20 protein-coding genes are annotated in these 17,252 nt (G+C 46.3%); 18 read left to right on the top strand and 2 right to left on the bottom strand.

Features of this window, described 5'->3' with window-relative positions; translation table 11 throughout:
- The first annotated feature begins 250 nt into the window (after window positions 1-250).
- The 16 genes from H7J92_RS01805 (at window position 251) to H7J92_RS01730 (ending at window position 15,181) form a co-directional block, all read left to right on the top strand.
- Complete coding sequence (locus H7J92_RS01805; RefSeq protein ID WP_221835136.1) at window positions 251-481, top strand: DUF1146 family protein; 231 nt, start codon at window positions 251-253, stop codon at window positions 479-481.
- Between the two features lie 995 nt (window positions 482-1,476).
- Window positions 1,477-2,772, top strand: a complete 1,296-nt coding sequence (murA, locus tag H7J92_RS01800) for a UDP-N-acetylglucosamine 1-carboxyvinyltransferase (protein WP_221835135.1) — start codon at window positions 1,477-1,479, stop codon at window positions 2,770-2,772.
- A 222-nt stretch (window positions 2,773-2,994) separates the two neighbouring features.
- Window positions 2,995-3,942: a stage II sporulation protein D gene (gene spoIID / locus H7J92_RS01795; protein ID WP_009766197.1), complete on the top strand. Its 948-nt coding sequence runs from the start codon at window positions 2,995-2,997 to the stop codon at window positions 3,940-3,942.
- 30 nt (window positions 3,943-3,972) lie between these two features.
- The gene (locus H7J92_RS01790) at window positions 3,973-4,632 is read left to right on the top strand and encodes a M23 family metallopeptidase (RefSeq protein ID WP_245799451.1); all 660 of its coding nucleotides are present in this window, start codon (window positions 3,973-3,975) and stop codon (window positions 4,630-4,632) included.
- A gap of 116 nt (window positions 4,633-4,748) precedes the next feature.
- Window positions 4,749-5,021 (top strand): sporulation transcriptional regulator SpoIIID, encoded by a 273-nt coding sequence (locus H7J92_RS01785; RefSeq protein ID WP_078817033.1) that lies wholly within the window; start codon window positions 4,749-4,751, stop codon window positions 5,019-5,021.
- Between the two features lie 183 nt (window positions 5,022-5,204).
- Window positions 5,205-6,848 (top strand): glycerol-3-phosphate dehydrogenase/oxidase, encoded by a 1,644-nt coding sequence (locus H7J92_RS01780; RefSeq protein ID WP_221835134.1) that lies wholly within the window; start codon window positions 5,205-5,207, stop codon window positions 6,846-6,848.
- Window positions 6,849-6,893: 45 nt separating this feature from the next.
- Window positions 6,894-7,469 (top strand): glycerol-3-phosphate responsive antiterminator, encoded by a 576-nt coding sequence (locus tag H7J92_RS01775; RefSeq protein WP_221835201.1) that lies wholly within the window; start codon window positions 6,894-6,896, stop codon window positions 7,467-7,469.
- A 160-nt stretch (window positions 7,470-7,629) separates the two neighbouring features.
- Window positions 7,630-8,433, top strand: coding sequence for an MIP/aquaporin family protein (locus H7J92_RS01770; protein ID WP_221835133.1), 804 nt, complete (start codon window positions 7,630-7,632; stop codon window positions 8,431-8,433).
- An 81-nt stretch (window positions 8,434-8,514) separates the two neighbouring features.
- Complete coding sequence (glpK, locus tag H7J92_RS01765) at window positions 8,515-10,008, top strand: glycerol kinase GlpK (RefSeq protein ID WP_221835132.1); 1,494 nt, start codon at window positions 8,515-8,517, stop codon at window positions 10,006-10,008.
- Between the two features lie 356 nt (window positions 10,009-10,364).
- A complete protein-coding gene (gene mreB / locus H7J92_RS01760; protein ID WP_040758497.1) occupies window positions 10,365-11,366 on the top strand; it encodes a rod shape-determining protein in 1,002 nt (333 codons plus the stop codon).
- Between the two features lie 98 nt (window positions 11,367-11,464).
- Window positions 11,465-12,289, top strand: coding sequence for a flagellar hook-basal body protein (locus H7J92_RS01755; RefSeq protein WP_221835131.1), 825 nt, complete (start codon window positions 11,465-11,467; stop codon window positions 12,287-12,289).
- Between the two features lie 46 nt (window positions 12,290-12,335).
- A complete protein-coding gene (locus H7J92_RS01750) occupies window positions 12,336-13,169 on the top strand; it encodes a flagellar hook-basal body protein (protein WP_040758494.1) in 834 nt (277 codons plus the stop codon).
- Window positions 13,170-13,191: 22 nt separating this feature from the next.
- Complete coding sequence (locus H7J92_RS01745; protein ID WP_221835129.1) at window positions 13,192-13,581, top strand: DNA-directed RNA polymerase subunit beta; 390 nt, start codon at window positions 13,192-13,194, stop codon at window positions 13,579-13,581.
- A 162-nt stretch (window positions 13,582-13,743) separates the two neighbouring features.
- A complete protein-coding gene (gene fabZ, locus H7J92_RS01740; protein ID WP_009766185.1) occupies window positions 13,744-14,181 on the top strand; it encodes a 3-hydroxyacyl-ACP dehydratase FabZ in 438 nt (145 codons plus the stop codon).
- 84 nt (window positions 14,182-14,265) lie between these two features.
- Window positions 14,266-14,658: a hypothetical protein gene (locus tag H7J92_RS01735; RefSeq protein WP_040758490.1), complete on the top strand. Its 393-nt coding sequence runs from the start codon at window positions 14,266-14,268 to the stop codon at window positions 14,656-14,658.
- A gap of 109 nt (window positions 14,659-14,767) precedes the next feature.
- On the top strand, window positions 14,768-15,181 hold the full coding sequence (locus H7J92_RS01730) for a hypothetical protein (RefSeq protein WP_221835127.1): 414 nt from the start codon (window positions 14,768-14,770) through the stop codon (window positions 15,179-15,181).
- 196 nt (window positions 15,182-15,377) lie between these two features.
- Here H7J92_RS01730 and H7J92_RS01725 read toward each other — a convergent pair whose 3' ends face one another.
- On the bottom strand, window positions 15,378-15,821 hold the full coding sequence (locus H7J92_RS01725; RefSeq protein WP_009766181.1) for a YwpF family protein: 444 nt from the start codon (window positions 15,819-15,821) through the stop codon (window positions 15,378-15,380).
- 251 nt (window positions 15,822-16,072) lie between these two features.
- Between H7J92_RS01725 and ssb the strand changes: the two genes are divergently transcribed.
- Together ssb and H7J92_RS01715 are read left to right on the top strand one after the other, a co-directional pair.
- Window positions 16,073-16,474, top strand: a complete 402-nt coding sequence (ssb, locus tag H7J92_RS01720; protein ID WP_252989973.1) for a single-stranded DNA-binding protein — start codon at window positions 16,073-16,075, stop codon at window positions 16,472-16,474.
- 345 nt (window positions 16,475-16,819) lie between these two features.
- Window positions 16,820-17,032, top strand: coding sequence for a hypothetical protein (locus tag H7J92_RS01715; RefSeq protein ID WP_040758487.1), 213 nt, complete (start codon window positions 16,820-16,822; stop codon window positions 17,030-17,032).
- On the opposite strand, the gene H7J92_RS01710 is transcribed toward H7J92_RS01715, so the two are convergent.
- Window positions 17,012-17,251, bottom strand: a complete 240-nt coding sequence (locus H7J92_RS01710) for a hypothetical protein (RefSeq protein ID WP_009766178.1) — start codon at window positions 17,249-17,251, stop codon at window positions 17,012-17,014. The genes H7J92_RS01715 and H7J92_RS01710 overlap by 21 nt on opposite strands.
- Window position 17,252: the final 1 nt, after the last annotated feature.

The following is a 17,252-nucleotide window of genomic DNA, read 5'->3' as shown; positions in this document are numbered from 1 at the left end:
CGAAGGCGGACAGACAATATTTCTGTCCGCCTATTTTTTTAGAATGTATAGTTTGGGATTGGCAACTGACAAAATTATTTCACAACGATCCAAAAAACGTTCGAACGTTCGTAACTCCTTGCGAACCGAGCCAAAAGTTCATTTAACCGAACGAAACACGGCTGGGACCGAACCAAAGTTGCAGTGAACCGAGCGTAACGAGTTCAGTGCCGAACCAAAGTTTATACAATTCTTGAAAGGAGTTTGAACGATGAGCACACTCGGCAGTAATCCGCTGCTTGCGATCGTTTCGCATATTTTTTTCATTGGGATTAGTTTTTATGCGTTACAAGCAATTCTTACCCAAGCAATTATTCGTAAAAATCATGTTTTCCAAACACAACTTTTGTTTATTTTGCTAAGTATTGCAATTGGTTCGACCGTATCAAATTTCTTTTTAGACATATCCTATTGGTCAGGAAGATGGTCTACCTGGTTTTGATTTCCTTCAGCTGAAGTTTGTCAACATCTTCTCAGCAGGAGTCAGAACTCCGGCTGAAAGAAGTTAAAACCAAAAAGTTTGTTGTTCTGGTGAGTACAATGAAAAAGCGAGTGGGTGGGACATCGTTGATCTACGCTGCAGGCGGACGCTTTCCGGGGGGCGTGCGGTGAGCCGCTTCCTTCGCTCCGCTCAGTCCAGGGTCTCACCTGTCCGCAAATCTCCCAGGAGTCGCCGCCTTCCGCTGCGATCAACTGGTATAGTTTTCAGGCAGTGTGATTGGGAATTTGTTCTCCCCCTAAAAAACAATGGGTAAACCTTGGCTATGGTTTCGTTGTTTTATTGAACTTTAAGACAGAACACATTGAATTTTTAAAATAATGAAGGTAGTTATCTTAATTATTTACTTGATATGTGCAGTGAAATCTATAAGTATTTATACTTCACCTCTTAGGGATTGGAGCGGCGGGTGGCGACTCCTGCGGGATTAGTGCGACAGGTGGCAGGAGCGTAGCGACGAGGAGGCTCACCGCGCACCCCGCGGAAAGCGTCCACCCAGAGCGAGAGCCGTAACGAAGAACGGCTTTTGCGAGCATAAGCGAAGCGTTGTGAGCACATCTTTGGTTTAAATCCCCGGACACTAATTCTCATTTATAGCTAGGATACAATTCTTTGCCGTAACTATACACCAAAGAAAATTCCGTGGAATACGTGTAAGTACTGGATGACTCGGGTATTACGATTAATATGTCCAATTTGGCCTCGCTAATTACAAACACATTGTGTCGAATTGCCACATATACTACATTACGTAAGAAATACCCGAAAATTGCGCCGGAAGTTACTTGTCTACTAAAGTTTTACAAGGTACAATAGAATGTGTTTTATGTGTAAACTTTCAATAAGAACAAGTATGTACTGGATATTAATAACAAAAATGTTTATGGATAATTATAGCTTGTGGGCAGAAGGATAAATTTGACTCGGAGGGGCTAGTGGTGGAAAAAATTATTATTAACGGCGGACGGACTTTACAAGGGAACGTACGTGTAGAAGGTGCGAAGAACGCGGTACTGCCGATCTTGGCAGCAGCTTTATTGGCATCTGAAGGTGTAAACGTGATTCGTGACGTGCCGAATCTTTCGGACGTGCGGACAATCAATGAAGTACTCAAAAGCTTAAATGCAAAAATTACACACGATCCTGAAAAAGGCGAAGTGATTATTGACTCTCGTGGAAAATTGGCAGAGGAAGCGCAATTTGAATTCGTACGTAAAATGCGGGCATCCATTTTAGTGATGGGACCCTTGCTGGCACGTAACGGCTTCGCACGTGTCGCGTTACCAGGCGGCTGTGCAATTGGCTCAAGACCGATCGATCAGCATTTGAAAGGCTTCGAAGCAATGGGAGCTGAAATTTCATTTGGACATGGGCATGTGGAAGCAAAAGTCGATGGCCGCTTGAAAGGTGCAAAAATCTATTTGGATTTCCCGAGCGTGGGCGCAACGGAAAATATCATGACAGCTGCAGCTTTGGCTGAAGGCACTACAATTATTGAAAATGCCGCAAAAGAACCTGAGATCGTCGACTTGGCAAACTTTATCAATGAAATGGGTGGTAAAGTGGTGGGTGCGGGTACGGATAATATCCGTATCGAAGGCGTCTCTACACTCTATGCTTCTATCCACCACATTATTCCTGACCGCATTGAAGCCGGCACATTCATGGTGGCTGCTGCAATCACAGGCGGCGATGTCATCATTGACAACGCGGTGCCAGAACATAGCACGGCATTGATCTCTAAATTAACTGAAATGGGTGTAATCGTCACGGAATTGGATGAAGGTGTTCGCATTACAGCGAAGCATCCTTTGAAGGCAGTCGATTTGAAAACGATGCCGCATCCTGGATTCCCTACGGATATGCAATCACAAATGATGGCGTTGATGCTCACTGCAACAGGTACAGGAGTATTGACTGAAACTGTGTTTGAAAATCGTTTCATGCATGTGGAAGAATTCCGCCGCATGAATGCGGATGTGAAAATTGAAGGACGCTCAGTGATCGTTTCAGGACCTTCTAAAATCCAGGGAGCTGAAGTCGCTGCAACTGATCTGCGTGCCGCTGCATCACTTATCCTAGCTGGCCTCGTCGCAGAAGGGGTCACTCGTGTTACTGAACTTATCCATTTAGATCGCGGCTATGTTGATTTCGACAAAAAGCTGAAGGCCTTGGGAGCAGATATTACACGCGTTTCATCTGAACAAGAAATCACGGAAACACAATTTGCATAAACTATCGAAAACCACGGACGTTCATCGTTCGTGGTTTTTTGAGCGCTCAGATAGGTCGTATGATCGTGCATAGCTTGTTTATGAGCGCTCAGGAGATTTTATGAGCGCACCCGAAAGATTTATGATCATCTACACAAATTTATGAGCGTCTAAGAATTTTATCCTTCGAATCAACGATCACTCTATAAGCATACGAGCTCCACTAACCGCATATAGTGCAGTATGTACAAAAAACTACTCCTTTTATTCATTATTCTTTCATTATTTTTTATTCCAATCCTAGCAAAACAAGCGCCGGATCTGAAGCTGGCAGACCAACGAAAGGAGAAGAAGTGTGACATCATGATTTCCGTTACTGGAGTGGACGAGCCAATTCCTTTAGAAGAGTACGTGGTTGGTGTCGTTGCGGGTGAAATGCCGGCTGACTTCCATGAAGAGGCATTGAAAGCTCAAGTGATCGCTGCACGTACATATGCGGCGCGAAATACGGATAAAGGGGCTAAACCGATAGCGAAGGATGTTTCCGCGCAAGTGTATCGGACGGAAGCAGAACGCAAAGAGCGCTGGGGGAAGGCCTTTAAACAGAACGAGAAAAAAATCAGGAAAGCAGCAGAAGCAACAAGAGGTGATATTATCGTTCATGGTGAAGAAATCATCTCAGCAATGTTCTTCTCTACATCTAATGGTAAAACCGAAGCCGCACAAAACTTCAGTGGAAATCCAGTGGAGTATTTACAAAGCGTGGATAGCCCTGGTGAAGAAAAAGTAGCACCGACTGTCGAACGTAAATTGCAAATGACTTTAACAGAATGGAATCGGAAACTTGGATTGAAGTGGGATGCGGACGAATTCCGCGAACTTCAATTAGTGAGAAATCAAACAGGACGGGTTCAAAAAATCATCACGGGCAATTATGAGACAAGCGGACGACAGGTTCGGGAGAAATTGAATTTGGCCTCAACAGACTTCAATATTGCATATGATGTCAACAATCAAATTGTGCATATTACGACGCTCGGATATGGACATGGTGTCGGGATGAGCCAATACGGAGCTGAAGCGTATGCTCAAAAAGGCTGGACGGCAGATAAAATCATTTCACACTATTATACAGGTACACGGATACAAAAAATAAATTTACCTGAAGATGAATGTTTAAAATCCTCTTAACTTGCAAAGAATGCAAGTGAGGTGATGACAATGCGAGAAGAAAAACCAAAGGCCCCTTCTCAGGAAAACAAAAAAATGAAAAACGGCTGGTTCTGGCCTGCCATTTATACGGGCGTAGCGCTCCTATTTATCGGCATGGTATGGGGCTACTCCGCAATGACGACGAAAGATGAAGCAGTAACGTCGGATGTGGCGAAGCTCGATCAGCCGAATGACGATGTCACGGTGGAAACAAATGCAGCAAACGAAACACTCAAGTATCCATTCCATGAAGATCAACTAGATCAAGTCGCTATTTTACAAGAATTTTACGATCCTACAGCAGAAGAGTCGGTGCGTGAAAAGGCATTGCTCGTATTCAAGCAATCTTATGTCACAAGCAAAGGTCTATCTCTTTCGATGGACGGACAACCGTTTGAAGTAGTGGCGGCACTGAGCGGTACAGTAGAGGCTGTCGTCGCGGATTCATTCAAAGGCAGTGAGATCAGACTAAAACATGCGGACGGTATGACAACGGTCTATAGTTCATTGACAGGCGTACTTGTGAAGGAAGGCGAAGAAATCCAACAAGGACAAGTCCTCGCAACGACTACACAAAACGATTGGAATCCACAAGCAGGCGTACATTTGCAATTTGAAGTTCAAAAAGACGGCGTGGCTGTCAACCCACACGACTACTTGGCGTTCTAATTAAATAAACAATCCACTAAGCCATTCCAGCCCCCCGGAATGGCTTTTTCATATGTTCGTAAGTGTTTGCATACAATAGAACACCATAAAGGAGTGAAAAGAGAAAGGAAGAGGGCGTGCACGAGCAAATTAGAAGGCGTTGCGTACGTCTTGGGAGGATGCTGATTGAAACGAACTTGACAGTGCGTGCGTTAGCCAATGCGACCGGCTATTCCAAGAGTACGGTGCATAAAGATTTGACCGAGCGACTGCCGAATGTCGATCCCGGCCTATCGGAACAAGTCGCAAAGATTCTTGCCTATCATAAATCGATCCGCCACCTTCGCGGAGGAGAAGCGACCCGCCAAAAATGGAAAAATGAAACCCCTAAGCAACAGGCGGATGCCTAGGCTCACCACTAACCTCTGACCGCCAATCCCATTACTTGTAATAAGCTCAAATTATGATACAATCTAAGTAAGTTAATACTTCTGGTTTGAGTTACTGAGAGACCTCAAAGGATGATTGCATTCAGCAGTCATTCTTTTGAGGTTTCTTTTTTTCATACTTCATTAAAAAAGGGAGAGAGACAAATGACAACATTTTCTTCATTGGAACGTACTGCGTTAGTTGATCAATTGAATTCCGAGCTTTTTGACGTCGTGATAATCGGCGGCGGCATAACGGGAGCAGGTATTGCACTCGATGCGGTAACACGCGGACTGAAGACGGCACTTGTTGAGATGCAGGATTTCGCTTCCGGAACATCCAGCCGCTCCACGAAACTTGTCCACGGAGGATTGCGTTATTTGAAGCAATTTGAAATCAAAGAAGTTGCAGAGTTAGGTAAAGAGCGGGCGATCGTCTATGAGAATGGTCCGCATGTCACAACGCCTGAACGCATGTTGCTTCCATTTCACACAGGCGGCACATTCGGAAGCTTCTCCACTGCAATCGGCTTACAAGTATATGATTTCTTGGCAGGCGTTAAAAAGTCTGAACGACGGACGATGTTGAATGTGGAACAAACGCTGAAACAAGCTCCCCTTGTAAAAAAAGAAGGTCTTCAAGGCAGCGGTATGTATGTAGAATACCGGACCGATGATGCGCGATTGACGATTGAAGTGATGAAAGCAGCAGCAGAAAAAGGAGCGTTCATCCTTAATTACGCTACTGCTGAAGGATTTGTCTACAATGATCAGAATAAAATCTCGGGTGTGCAAGTCCGCGATACGATTGCGGATCAGCAGTTCACAATCCAAGCGAAGAAAGTGATCAACGCGGCAGGTCCTTGGGTGGATGAAGTCAAAAATATGGACGGTTATTCTGCGGGTAAACATTTAATCCTTTCAAAAGGCATCCATCTTGTTTTTGACCAAAGTGTCTTCCCTCTGCACCAAGCGATTTATTTCGATACACCAGACAAGCGTATGATTTTTGCAATTCCGCGCGAGGGGAAAGCGTATGTCGGCACGACGGATACCTTTTACGAAGGAGATCCTAAAGAAATGCAGATTACGGAAGCGGATCGAACGTATATACTCGACTCCATCAAGTTCATGTTCCCGGAAGTCCAAGTGACAGAAGACGATGTTGAGTCCAGCTGGGCAGGCGTACGACCGCTCATTCACGAAGACGGCAAGAATCCATCTGAAATTTCGAGAAAAGATGAGATTTGGGAATCGAAAAAAGGACTCATCACAATTGCTGGCGGTAAATTGACCGGCTACCGTAAGATGGCGGAGACGGTTATCAATAAAGTAGTCCAGCAGCTTTCGAAAGAAACCGGCCGGAAATTCCCGCGCAGCATCACGAAACATTTCCCGATTTCAGGCGGAGATATCGGCGGGTCGTCCAACTACAAACGATTCATTCAGCAATCCGTAGAACGTGGACAAGCATTAGGCTTTACAGAACGCGAGAGTCGGCACCTAGCTGCATTGTACGGTTCAAACGTGGAGAAAGTATTCACAATTCCTTACGAACCTGTAACGGATATGCCGCGTATTCTATACGTCAAACTGCGCTACGCTATTGAACAAGAAATGGCGGTAAAGCCGACTGACTTCTTCATCCGTCGTACAGGAGATCTCTATTTCCATATGGCCAACGTGACAGCCGGCAAGTCCGATGTATTGAATGAAATGGCTGCCATCTTAGGATGGACAGAACCGGAAAAGTCAAAATACGAGCAAGAATTGGATGAAGAGGTTAGAAAGGCAACGACAGTCATCTAACATGGTATAGTAAAGAAAAACTTTGATGGAGGAGTGATCATCGTCATACCTTTTCATGGTCAGAAAATCTTACCTGCGGCTCGGACGATGAAGCAATTCGAACGGCTGCTGGACAGTCCATTTGAATATATCGTGTTACTGGAAGTGCATATAAGCAATGTGAAAACCTTGAAACAAGAAGCGGATAGACGATGCAAGAAACTCATTATCCATGCAGATTTGATTCAAGGCTTGAAAACAGATAATTTTGCTGCCGACTTCCTATGCAATGATATTCGTCCGGCCGGTATCATTTCAACCAGATCCAATATGATTGCAAAAGCGAAGGCAAAAGGCATTATTGCGATCCAACGCATGTTCTTGCTCGATACGATCGCTCTTGAGAAAAGCTACTCGTTAATTAAGCAAACTGCTCCAGATTTCATTGAGATGCTGCCCGGTGTGATTCCTGAATTAATCCAGGAAGTACAGGAACATACGGGCATTCCGATCATCAACGGTGGTCTGATCCGCACAAAACAGCATATTGACGATGCGCTCGGTGCAGGAGCGGTGGCGGTGACTACGTCCGATCACTTGCTGTGGGAGTCGTTTACAAAAGATATTAATTCCGGAAATTAATGTTGACAGATAATTCAACCGGCGATATACTTATTGGTAAGTTCATACAAGTGGTTGAGTACAGGAGCCCACAATTAATTTCTTGCATCGCGCAAGGGGTTAGTTGTGGGTATTTTTGGTTTTCAATCACGCATCATGAAGATAGGGGAGGATACGGGAGATGACACCTTTTGTTGGGGAATTAATCGGAACCATGATACTGATCATTTTTGGCGGCGGTGTAGTCGGTGGAGTTCTCATGAAAAAGTCCAAGTCGGAAGGCGCAGGCTGGATTGTCATTACAATTGGTTGGGGACTTGCGGTAGCCATGGGGGTGTATGCAGTCGGCGGTGCTAGCGGAGCTCATTTGAATCCTGCCGTCACAATCGGTTTCGCTACGATCGGAGACTTTGCATGGGCGGACGTGCCGATGTATATCGCAGCCCAAATGATCGGTGCTATAGTCGGCGCGGTCATCGTATATTTACAGTACTTGCCGCATTGGAGAGAAACGGAAGATCAGGATGCAAAGCTATCGGTGTTCGCAACGATTCCGGCAATCCGTCATCCGCTATCAAATCTGACAAGCGAAATCATCGGAACATTTGTCTTACTGCTCGGTCTGCTGTCGATCGGAGCCAATGAATTTACAGAAGGGTTGAATCCGCTCATCGTCGGAGCGCTCATTATCGCGATCGGCATGTCGCTCGGCGGCACAACAGGCTACGCCATCAATCCGGCACGTGATCTCGGACCGCGTATCGCACATTTCTTCTTGCCGATACCGGGAAAAGGAAAATCCGATTGGGGTTATGCCTGGGTTCCGGTTGTCGGTCCAGTACTCGGAGGTGCGTTTGGTGCGTTATTTTATAAACAGTTTTTTATTGGAGAAAACAGTGCAGCGTTTTGGATTGTAGGGGCAATCGTTTTAGCTGTTCTATTGGCTGCCCAGTTCTCTGTGAGTAAGGGAATGAAATCAGAGTAGTCATCACGAAGCGCTTTAAAGTTCGGAGCGAAGTCAGAACGTGTATAATGGAAACCAACTAGTAAATTGGAGGAATTGAAGATGACAGAAAAATATATACTGGCACTCGACCAAGGAACTACGAGTTCACGGGCTATTTTATTTGATTCAAAAGGCGAGATCTATCATACTGCACAGCAGGAATTCACACAGTACTTTCCGAAATCCGGTTGGGTCGAACACAATGCAGATGAAATTTGGAGCTCGATATTATCTGTCATTGCAGCAGTGATCTCCGAGAAAAACATTACAGCTACGCAGATTGAAGCAATCGGTATTACCAATCAACGCGAAACAACTGTCGTTTGGGATAAGCATACAGGAAATCCTGTGTACAATGCGATTGTCTGGCAATCACGTCAAACGTTGGATATTTGTGAAGAGTTGAAAGAAAACGGTTACAATGAACTGTTCCGCAATAAAACCGGTTTGCTTGTCGATGCGTACTTCTCAGGAACGAAAGTGAAATGGATTCTCGACAACGTCAAAGGTGCGAGGGAACGAGCGGAGAATGGTGATTTGCTGTTCGGTACGATAGATACGTGGATCATTTGGAAGCTCTCCGGCGGCAAAGCCCATGTGACCGATTATTCGAACGCCTCCCGGACATTGATGTACAATATCCACGAACTTAAGTGGGATGAAGAGCTGCTGTCGATCTTAGATGTGCCGGCTTCCATGCTTCCTGAGGTTCGTCAGTCTTCCGAAATCTATACGCACACCGATGCAGCCCATTTCTTCGGCTACGAAGCACCGATTGCAGGAATAGCGGGAGACCAGCAAGCCGCGCTATTCGGCCAAGCATGCTTTGAAAGCGGCATGGTGAAGAATACCTATGGAACAGGCTGCTTCATGCTCATGAATACCGGCGATAAGGCTGTCACATCCGAACATGGATTGCTGACAACGATTGCTTGGGGCATCGACGGCAAGGTGGAATATGCTCTGGAAGGAAGCATCTTCGTCGCAGGCTCCGCCATCCAGTGGCTGCGCGATGGCCTGCGCATGTTCCGCAAATCAGCAGAAAGTGAGATGTATGCCAATCGAGTGGACTCTACGGAAGGCGTCTACGTCGTGCCAGCTTTTGTAGGACTAGGCACACCATACTGGGACAGCGACGTCAAAGGAGCAGTCTTCGGCTTGACCCGCGGCACGACGAAAGAACATTTCGTCCGTGCAACACTCGAATCGCTTGCCTACCAAACAAAGGACGTACTCGATGCAATGGAAGCAGATTCAGGAATTTCATTGAAAACATTGAGGGTCGATGGCGGAGCCGTTGCCAACGACTTCCTCATGCAATTCCAAGCAGATCTGCTGAATGTACCTGTCGAACGTTCAACAGTCAATGAAACAACTGCACTCGGCGCCGCTTATCTAGCAGGCCTAGCAGTAGGCTTTTGGAAAGATAGCAAAGAAATCGCAACCCACTGGCGCCTAGACCGTCCATTCAATCCGGAGATGGAAGACAGTCAGCGAGAAGAACTGTACAAAGGTTGGCAAAAAGCCATCAAAGCCACTACCGCATTTAAATGAGCGAATAAAATAGTAGCGCCTGCAGCCGCAGAAGTTGGCTGCAGGCATTTTTAATTGGCAACTGTCTCGCTCATACGCCCAGCCATTGCGCTCATAGAGCATCTGTCTGCGCTCGTACGCCCAGCCTTTGTGCTCATAAAGCGTCTATCTGCGATCATACACCCAGGCATCGCGCTCATAAAGCATCTCTCCACGCTCATAACCACCCGTCACGCGCTTATACAACCAAACCAAATCCCCTAAAATTCGACAATCAAGGTAAAAATCTAAACGAACTATGCAAATTAAATAGGAAATATGATACAATTAATAGTTAGAGACTACATATAAACAGGGTGGAAGGGGAAGCGGCAGCGATGTTTTCGAAAGATATAGGGATTGACCTGGGAACAGCCAACTTATTGATTCATGTGAAGGGGAAAGGGATCGTTATTAACGAACCCGCGATTGTAGCCATTGAGAAACAGTCGAAAAAAGTATTGGCTGTCGGAGATGAGGCGTACCAGATGGTCGGACGGACGCCGGGGAACATCGTCGTTGTACGTCCAATGAAAGATGGGGTCATTGCAGATTTTGACGTGACAGAAGCAATGCTGACACATTTCATTAATAAATTAAACGTCAAAGGCTTCTTGTCCAAGCCGCGTATTTTAATTTGCTGCCCAACTAATATTACAAGTGTCGAACAAAAAGCCATTCGGCAAGCAGCAGAAAAAGCGGGCGGCAAGCAAGTGTTCTTAGAAGAAGAGCCAAAAGTCGCAGCGATCGGAGCGGGTATGGATATCTTCCAGCCAACAGGTAATATGGTCATCGATATTGGCGGGGGCACAACAGATGTCGCGGTTCTTTCGATGGGCGATATCGTGACATCGGAATCTATCAATGTCGCGGGCGATCAATTCGATCACGACATTATCCAGCACATTAAAAAACAACATAAATTACTGATCGGTGACCGAACTGCCGAACAAGTGAAAAAGGAAGTAGGTACCGTGTTTCTCAGCAAAGCGAAATCGAGCACAATCGATATCCGCGGTCGTGACATGGTGTCGGGATTACCGAGAACGTTGACAGTCACATCTGAAGAAATCAATCAAGCGCTTCATGAATCGGTGAGCATGATCGTGCAGGCAGCCAAAAACGTACTAGAAAAGACACCACCTGAACTTTCCGCGGACATTATCGATCTCGGCGTATTCTTGACAGGCGGGGGCGCGATGCTGCATGGTATTGACTTATTGCTTGCAGAAGAGCTAAAAGTGCCTGTATTTGTTTCGGAACATCCTTTAAATTGTGTCGCAATTGGGACGGGTGTCCTGCTTGAAACGATCGGAAAGTCACCAGCACGCACGCGTTGAAGCGGCATGGAGTGAAAAAATAGTGTATAATAAAAAGATCGTTTCATTTAGGTTAGACTGAATGAATTTAGGTACGGAAAGAAAAGGAGTGAAATAAAATGTTTCGTGGCTTTTACACAGTAGGATCGGGCATGATCGCCCAGCAGCGTCGGACGGAAATGTTGGCGAATAATATGGCTAACGCCAATACACCTGGCTACAAAGCGGAGCAGTCGACAATTCGGGCATTTCCTGAAATGTTCATGTCTCGTCTCGATGCGGCGCGCGTGCCGACGGAAAAAGGTTTGAGTTTCAAAGGACTGAACCCGGTCGGAGGACTGTCGACAGGTGTCTATATGCAGGAGACCTTGCCTTTATTTGCCCAAGGACAGCTGAGGGAAACGGAATTGAAGACGGATGTGGCACTGATTGACGGACCGATGGATGTCAATGAAGAGACAGGTGTAGCGGGTACGGTGTTCTTTACGTTGGAAGGCGAAAATGGCGATCAATACTACACACGAAACGGTAATTTCACCGTCAATGCGGAAGGCTACTTAACGAATCCATCCGGACTCTATGTACTAGATGCGACAGGCAATCGAATCGAACTGCCGAATGACGACATCCGCATCTCGGAAGAAGGCTTCATATTCACCGGCGATACGCAAGCTGCAACACTGGGAATCGCATATGCTGCAGAACCGGATACTTTGTCGAAGCGGGACAACGGTCTGTTCACCACTGCGGATGGACAACCTCTTCCGATGGGCGGCACATACTCGATACAGCAAGGTTTCATTGAAGGCTCCAACGTCGACGCAGGCCGTACGATGACGGATATGCTGACGGCCTATCGAGCATTCGAAGCCAATCAAAAAATTCTGCAAGCCTACGACCGCAGTATGGAAAAAGCGGTCAATGAAGTCGGGCGCGTGAACTAATGACCACCGAATATAGATGCCCCAAGCAAGAGAGGAGTCACTTTTTATGATTCGCACAATGACAACAGCTGTCAATACGATGAACCAGCTGCAGCATCGCCTTGATTTAATCGGCAATAACTTGGCCAACACGGCGACACATGGCTATAAATCATCCGATGCCAAATTTCAAGAACTGCTTTTTCAGCAAATGAACAATGACAAAGCAGACCGGGCAGATCGACGTTCAGAAGACGGAATCCGTATCGGCAGCGGTGCAATGCTCGGAAGTATGCAAATGAACTGGAAGGTTGGATCCGTTCAAGTGACGGACCGTCAGCTGGACTTTGCCTTGACGGAACCAAAGCAATATTTTAATTTGATTCAACCGACTGAAGGCGGAGAAGAAATCATTTATTCGCGTAAAGGGAACTTTTATGTATCGCCGATGGATAATGGACAAAACATGCTAGTCAATGAAGAAGGACTTCCGGTGGCGGATAGCGCAGGCCGTCCGATCGTCTTTTCCGGTCAAGCAACGAATTACAATGTCCATCCGAATGGCTTGCTCGAAATAACCCAACCAGGCGGCAACCAGACATTCGAACTTGGTGTGACAGTACTTGAAAAGCCGGATTCCATGGTGCGGCTGTCTGCCACAAACTTCGGATTACCTGCAGACATGGCGGGACTTGGACTCGAGGCGAACGATTTACTGACAGAAATGACAGGAGCAGCACGCAGTCAGATCGGCTTGCAGAACCGTGCACTCGAGACATCCAACGTCAACTATGAAAAAGAAATGACAGATTTGATTGCTACGCAGCGTGCCTATCAATTCAACGCGCGTTCTGTAACGCTGGCCGATCAAATGCTAGGTCTTATCAATGGCATCCGCTAAGCGTGCACTAGGAGTACTGACGATGACAGATGAAAAACAGACAACTGAAAAGCAGCTACCTCAGCCAAGTGAATCCGCCAAGCAGGCATCTGAAGCCAATTCACCTGTCGCACGCAAAGAGCGACATAAAAAACAGACAGAATCAGACGCCAACTTCTGGACACGGATCAAAGCCAAATGGCCACGCAAAGATCAAAGCGAACAACCCGAAACTCCAGTCGGCGAACTAAAATGGGTACGAGTCCGCATGTTCCCGATCTGGCTGCGTATACTGATTCTACTCGTTTCAATAGCCATAGCCGCCATCCTGGGCGCAATCATCGGCTTCAGCGTCGTAGGAGACGGCTCAGCAGGTGATGTCTTCCAAAAAGAAACCTGGAAACATATTTTTGATATCATGAATGGGAAATGAATTTCGGATATAGGCACTGAATTTTCATTACAAGATATCTAGGAATTGGAGCGGAAAGCTTTCGCCCGCAGCGTAAATCCCGGCGCCAGTACTTCTAATTTGGTCCCGATACGAATAAGAATATAGCTGACGAGACATACTCGAACAAAGGAGAATTTTCCAATGCTAACAGCCCAACAAATTCAAGAAATCATCCCGCATCGCTATCCATTTTTATTGGTCGATCGCATTGAAGAAATAGAAGAAGGAAAACGTGCCGTCGGATTGAAAAACGTCACGATCAACGAAGAATTCTTCAACGGCCACTTCCCAGGCTATCCAGTCATGCCCGGCGTACTCATCGTTGAAGCACTTGCGCAAGTCGGCGCAGTAGCCCTTCTAAAACAAGAAGAGAACAAAGGACGCCTTGCATTCTTCGCAGGCATTGACAACTGCCGATTCAAGCGCCAAGTCACACCAGGTGATACACTGCGCCTGGAAGTTGAGATTGTTCGCTTTCGCGGATCAATCGGCAAAGGAAAAGCAATTGCAACTGTCGGTGGCGAAGTAGCGTGTGAAACGGAAATCACATTCGCACTAGGTCCTGTACAAGAACGTTAATTACAGTTTGCACGGAAGTAAAAATTTGATACAATGAACATTGGATTGCCGGCGACGGCATACAGTGGGAGGTTACAAAAGAGCATGTTTAAAAAGCTTTCTCCAAATATAAAAAGCAGTATTACCCGTTCCATTTCGCAATCATTCGAGCAATATATGAGCGATATCGGTTGGACGGAAGATCAATACGACATAGAACAATTTTACGCAAATTGGCGGGAATACATTACAACCAAAGCACTTTGGTATGAAAAAATTCCTGATGAGATCAAAGCAGATCCACAATTTCATAAGGAGCTGGCACAACGAGTGGAGGAAGTTTTAATCCGAATCCTCAACGAGCCGCCTTCTGAAGAGCAGATCGCTCAAATCGAAATCTTGCAAGAACAGCTGAATACTCATTATGAATATGGCTGTAAAGCAGAAGCTCTGTACGTCCAAAATTTATTGGAAGCAAGAGCGGAGCAGCGTAAATAATTGAATGAATAGTTCCTTCCTTTTCGCACAAGCTAACAAAGATCGTACCACCATGTATGATTGACAGCTTGTAAAAAAAGGAGGGAACTTTTTTATGATCAAAAAAGCATTGCCTGTAGTCTTCGCTTCCGCACTCGTTTTAACGGCATGTAATACGGACAACGGCGCTCTTCCAGACAATAATGAAACACCGATGCAAGACGTGGAACGAGACAACCGTACGCCAAACGGCAACGAGCGCATGGGACCGAACCTTGATGGTCTCGATGACAACAATCGTGACAATGGCGGCGTCATGAACCGCGACCGTGAAGGCTCCATGGAGAACAACAACAATGACCTTATGGAAGATAATCTTAACCGAGAAGAAGGTCTCCTTGATGGGGAAGAAGGTCTCCTGGACGGGGAAAACGGCAACCGCGGTGCGCGTGACGACAACACCATCCAAGGGAACACGAACGGCAACGACACAGCTCCTGACGGCGTTATTCGCGATAAAGATCGTAAAGATTACAACCGATAATACGCCAGCTGTCAAAAACGGCTCCCGCTAATGGCAGGAGCCGTTTTTATGTGCTTATAACATGGTGTTCCTTTGCCTTCCTCGCTCATACCTCTGCTTTCCACGCTCATAAAGCCTTCATGTGCGCTCATAACCATACTCCCTGCGCTCATACATACACAAAAAACCGCCACAACCAAGCGACGGCTCACAACAATCAATCTTCCGGCGGTATCTGATCGCGCCTCAACTTGGGCCGATCCCACATTCCTGTCTCAAACTGCTCCAGCAGCTCATCACCTTCAAAACCGTCTTCCAGTAATTCCTCCAGCAAATGCTCGGCATACTTCGAACGAGCGCGCTTCAGACGGCCCTTCATTAGCACTGAGATCCGGTCACCGATCTGCCGCCAATCTTCTACCGCGACAATGAAAGATGCAGGCTCATTTCCCGGATACGAAATTACCACGCGAGCCGTCAGCACCTTTTTCTCGACCTTCCATTGCTCCATTATGTCTTTATATTTTTCATCAATAAACAGTTCTAACACCCACAGACGATGACTGTTTTCCTGGTTGATGATAATTCCGTCATATAAAGGAAATGGAAGCACTCCATCGTCCTGCACTACCTCCACGGACAGCATTTTAAACGTTTTCATTCGACTCACCTCGGTACAATTTCCCTCAGTATAGCATAAAACTTCAGAACACTCGAAAATTCAATAATGCCTAAAACCAAATCATCTTAAAACTTGACCGCTCCGCCAAACCTCTCAAAAATGGCTAAATGAAAACTGAAAAATGATCTCATAAACCATCTCAAAATTCATTTTTGCTACTTTGCCAGAAGTACTCCATCTGTCATACGATAGGGGCAATCCAATGAAGGGAGGGACAAACTTTGAACCAAGTGGCTTTAGTAGGGCGTATCACCAAAGACCTTGTGCTCAAGGAACACACATCAGGACGAGTCAATACGACATTCTTTCTCGCCATTAACCGCAGTTTTAAAAACGTCAGTGGAGAAGTCTTGACGGATTTTGTTTTATGCTCCGTTTGGGGAAGGACCGCCGAGAATCTCGTCCGTCACTGCGGCAAAGGTTCACTCGTAGGCGTCAGCGGCAGTATCCAGACCCGTAATTATGAGCGTGAAGATCGGACCAAAGTGTATGTAACCGAAGTGGTGTGCGATGACATTCGTTTTCTATCAAGATCATCAAAGACGAGCACAGCAGAAATGAAAACGCCTTCAACTGCAGAGCCTGCACGTTTCGAAACCACAGCAAGCGATTCGGCACTACCTATTTTCTGATACTCACTAAACAATCTCAAGAAAGGGGGAGATGTAGAGGCATAACCGCCGCCATACCGGACACTTTTCGCTAATGATCAATTCTTGAAGAGAAGATGGGGAAATACACAATTGAAGAGCAATACGAGAAAAGAGAAAAATGGAAAGACACTACAAGCATATTCGCCAGTATTAAGAAAGTCCGGATGAAGGGGAGGGGACCCCTGATATCCAAGAAAATATTCAGCAAAGGGACTGAATACAATTTACGCCAAATCATCCGCCGCTCAACGGTTTGGAGACCACTTCCAAAACAGAGCTGGCGGAATACATATCATTCGAACGACAGAAAGGAGGTGGACATGAATGCCAGCAAACCACCAAACAGCAGCCAAGCAAAAAGCCCAGTCATTCACAACCGAACTGCCTATCTTCAAAAAGAAATACCAGGACGACATCCAGCGCCTCGAAAACCAGGTAGGCCAACTCATCCGCATCATCGCCAACTTGAACGAACGCCTGAACTACCTCGAAACAACCCAATCAAACCCCTTTTTCCTATCCCCCGATCGAAAATAAAACCTCAAAAAGACCTGTATCCACATACGATACAGGTCTGATACTTTTATTCGGAAGCCGTAAATGGTCAGGAACGAGCGTAACATTGCCGCGACCGAACCAATCTGTATCCAGACCGAGCCAAACCCGGCCCGGACCGAGCCAAACTATGCCTGGACCGAGCCAAACCCAGCCGCGACCGAACCAAACTCTGCCTGAACCGCACCAAACTCCGCTCATC

Origin of the sequence: Sporosarcina aquimarina, assembly GCF_019748715.1 — a bacterium.
Taxonomy (GTDB): Bacteria; Bacillota; Bacilli; order Bacillales_A; family Planococcaceae; genus Sporosarcina; species Sporosarcina newyorkensis.
This window is presented reverse-complemented; position numbering and strand designations above follow the sequence as displayed.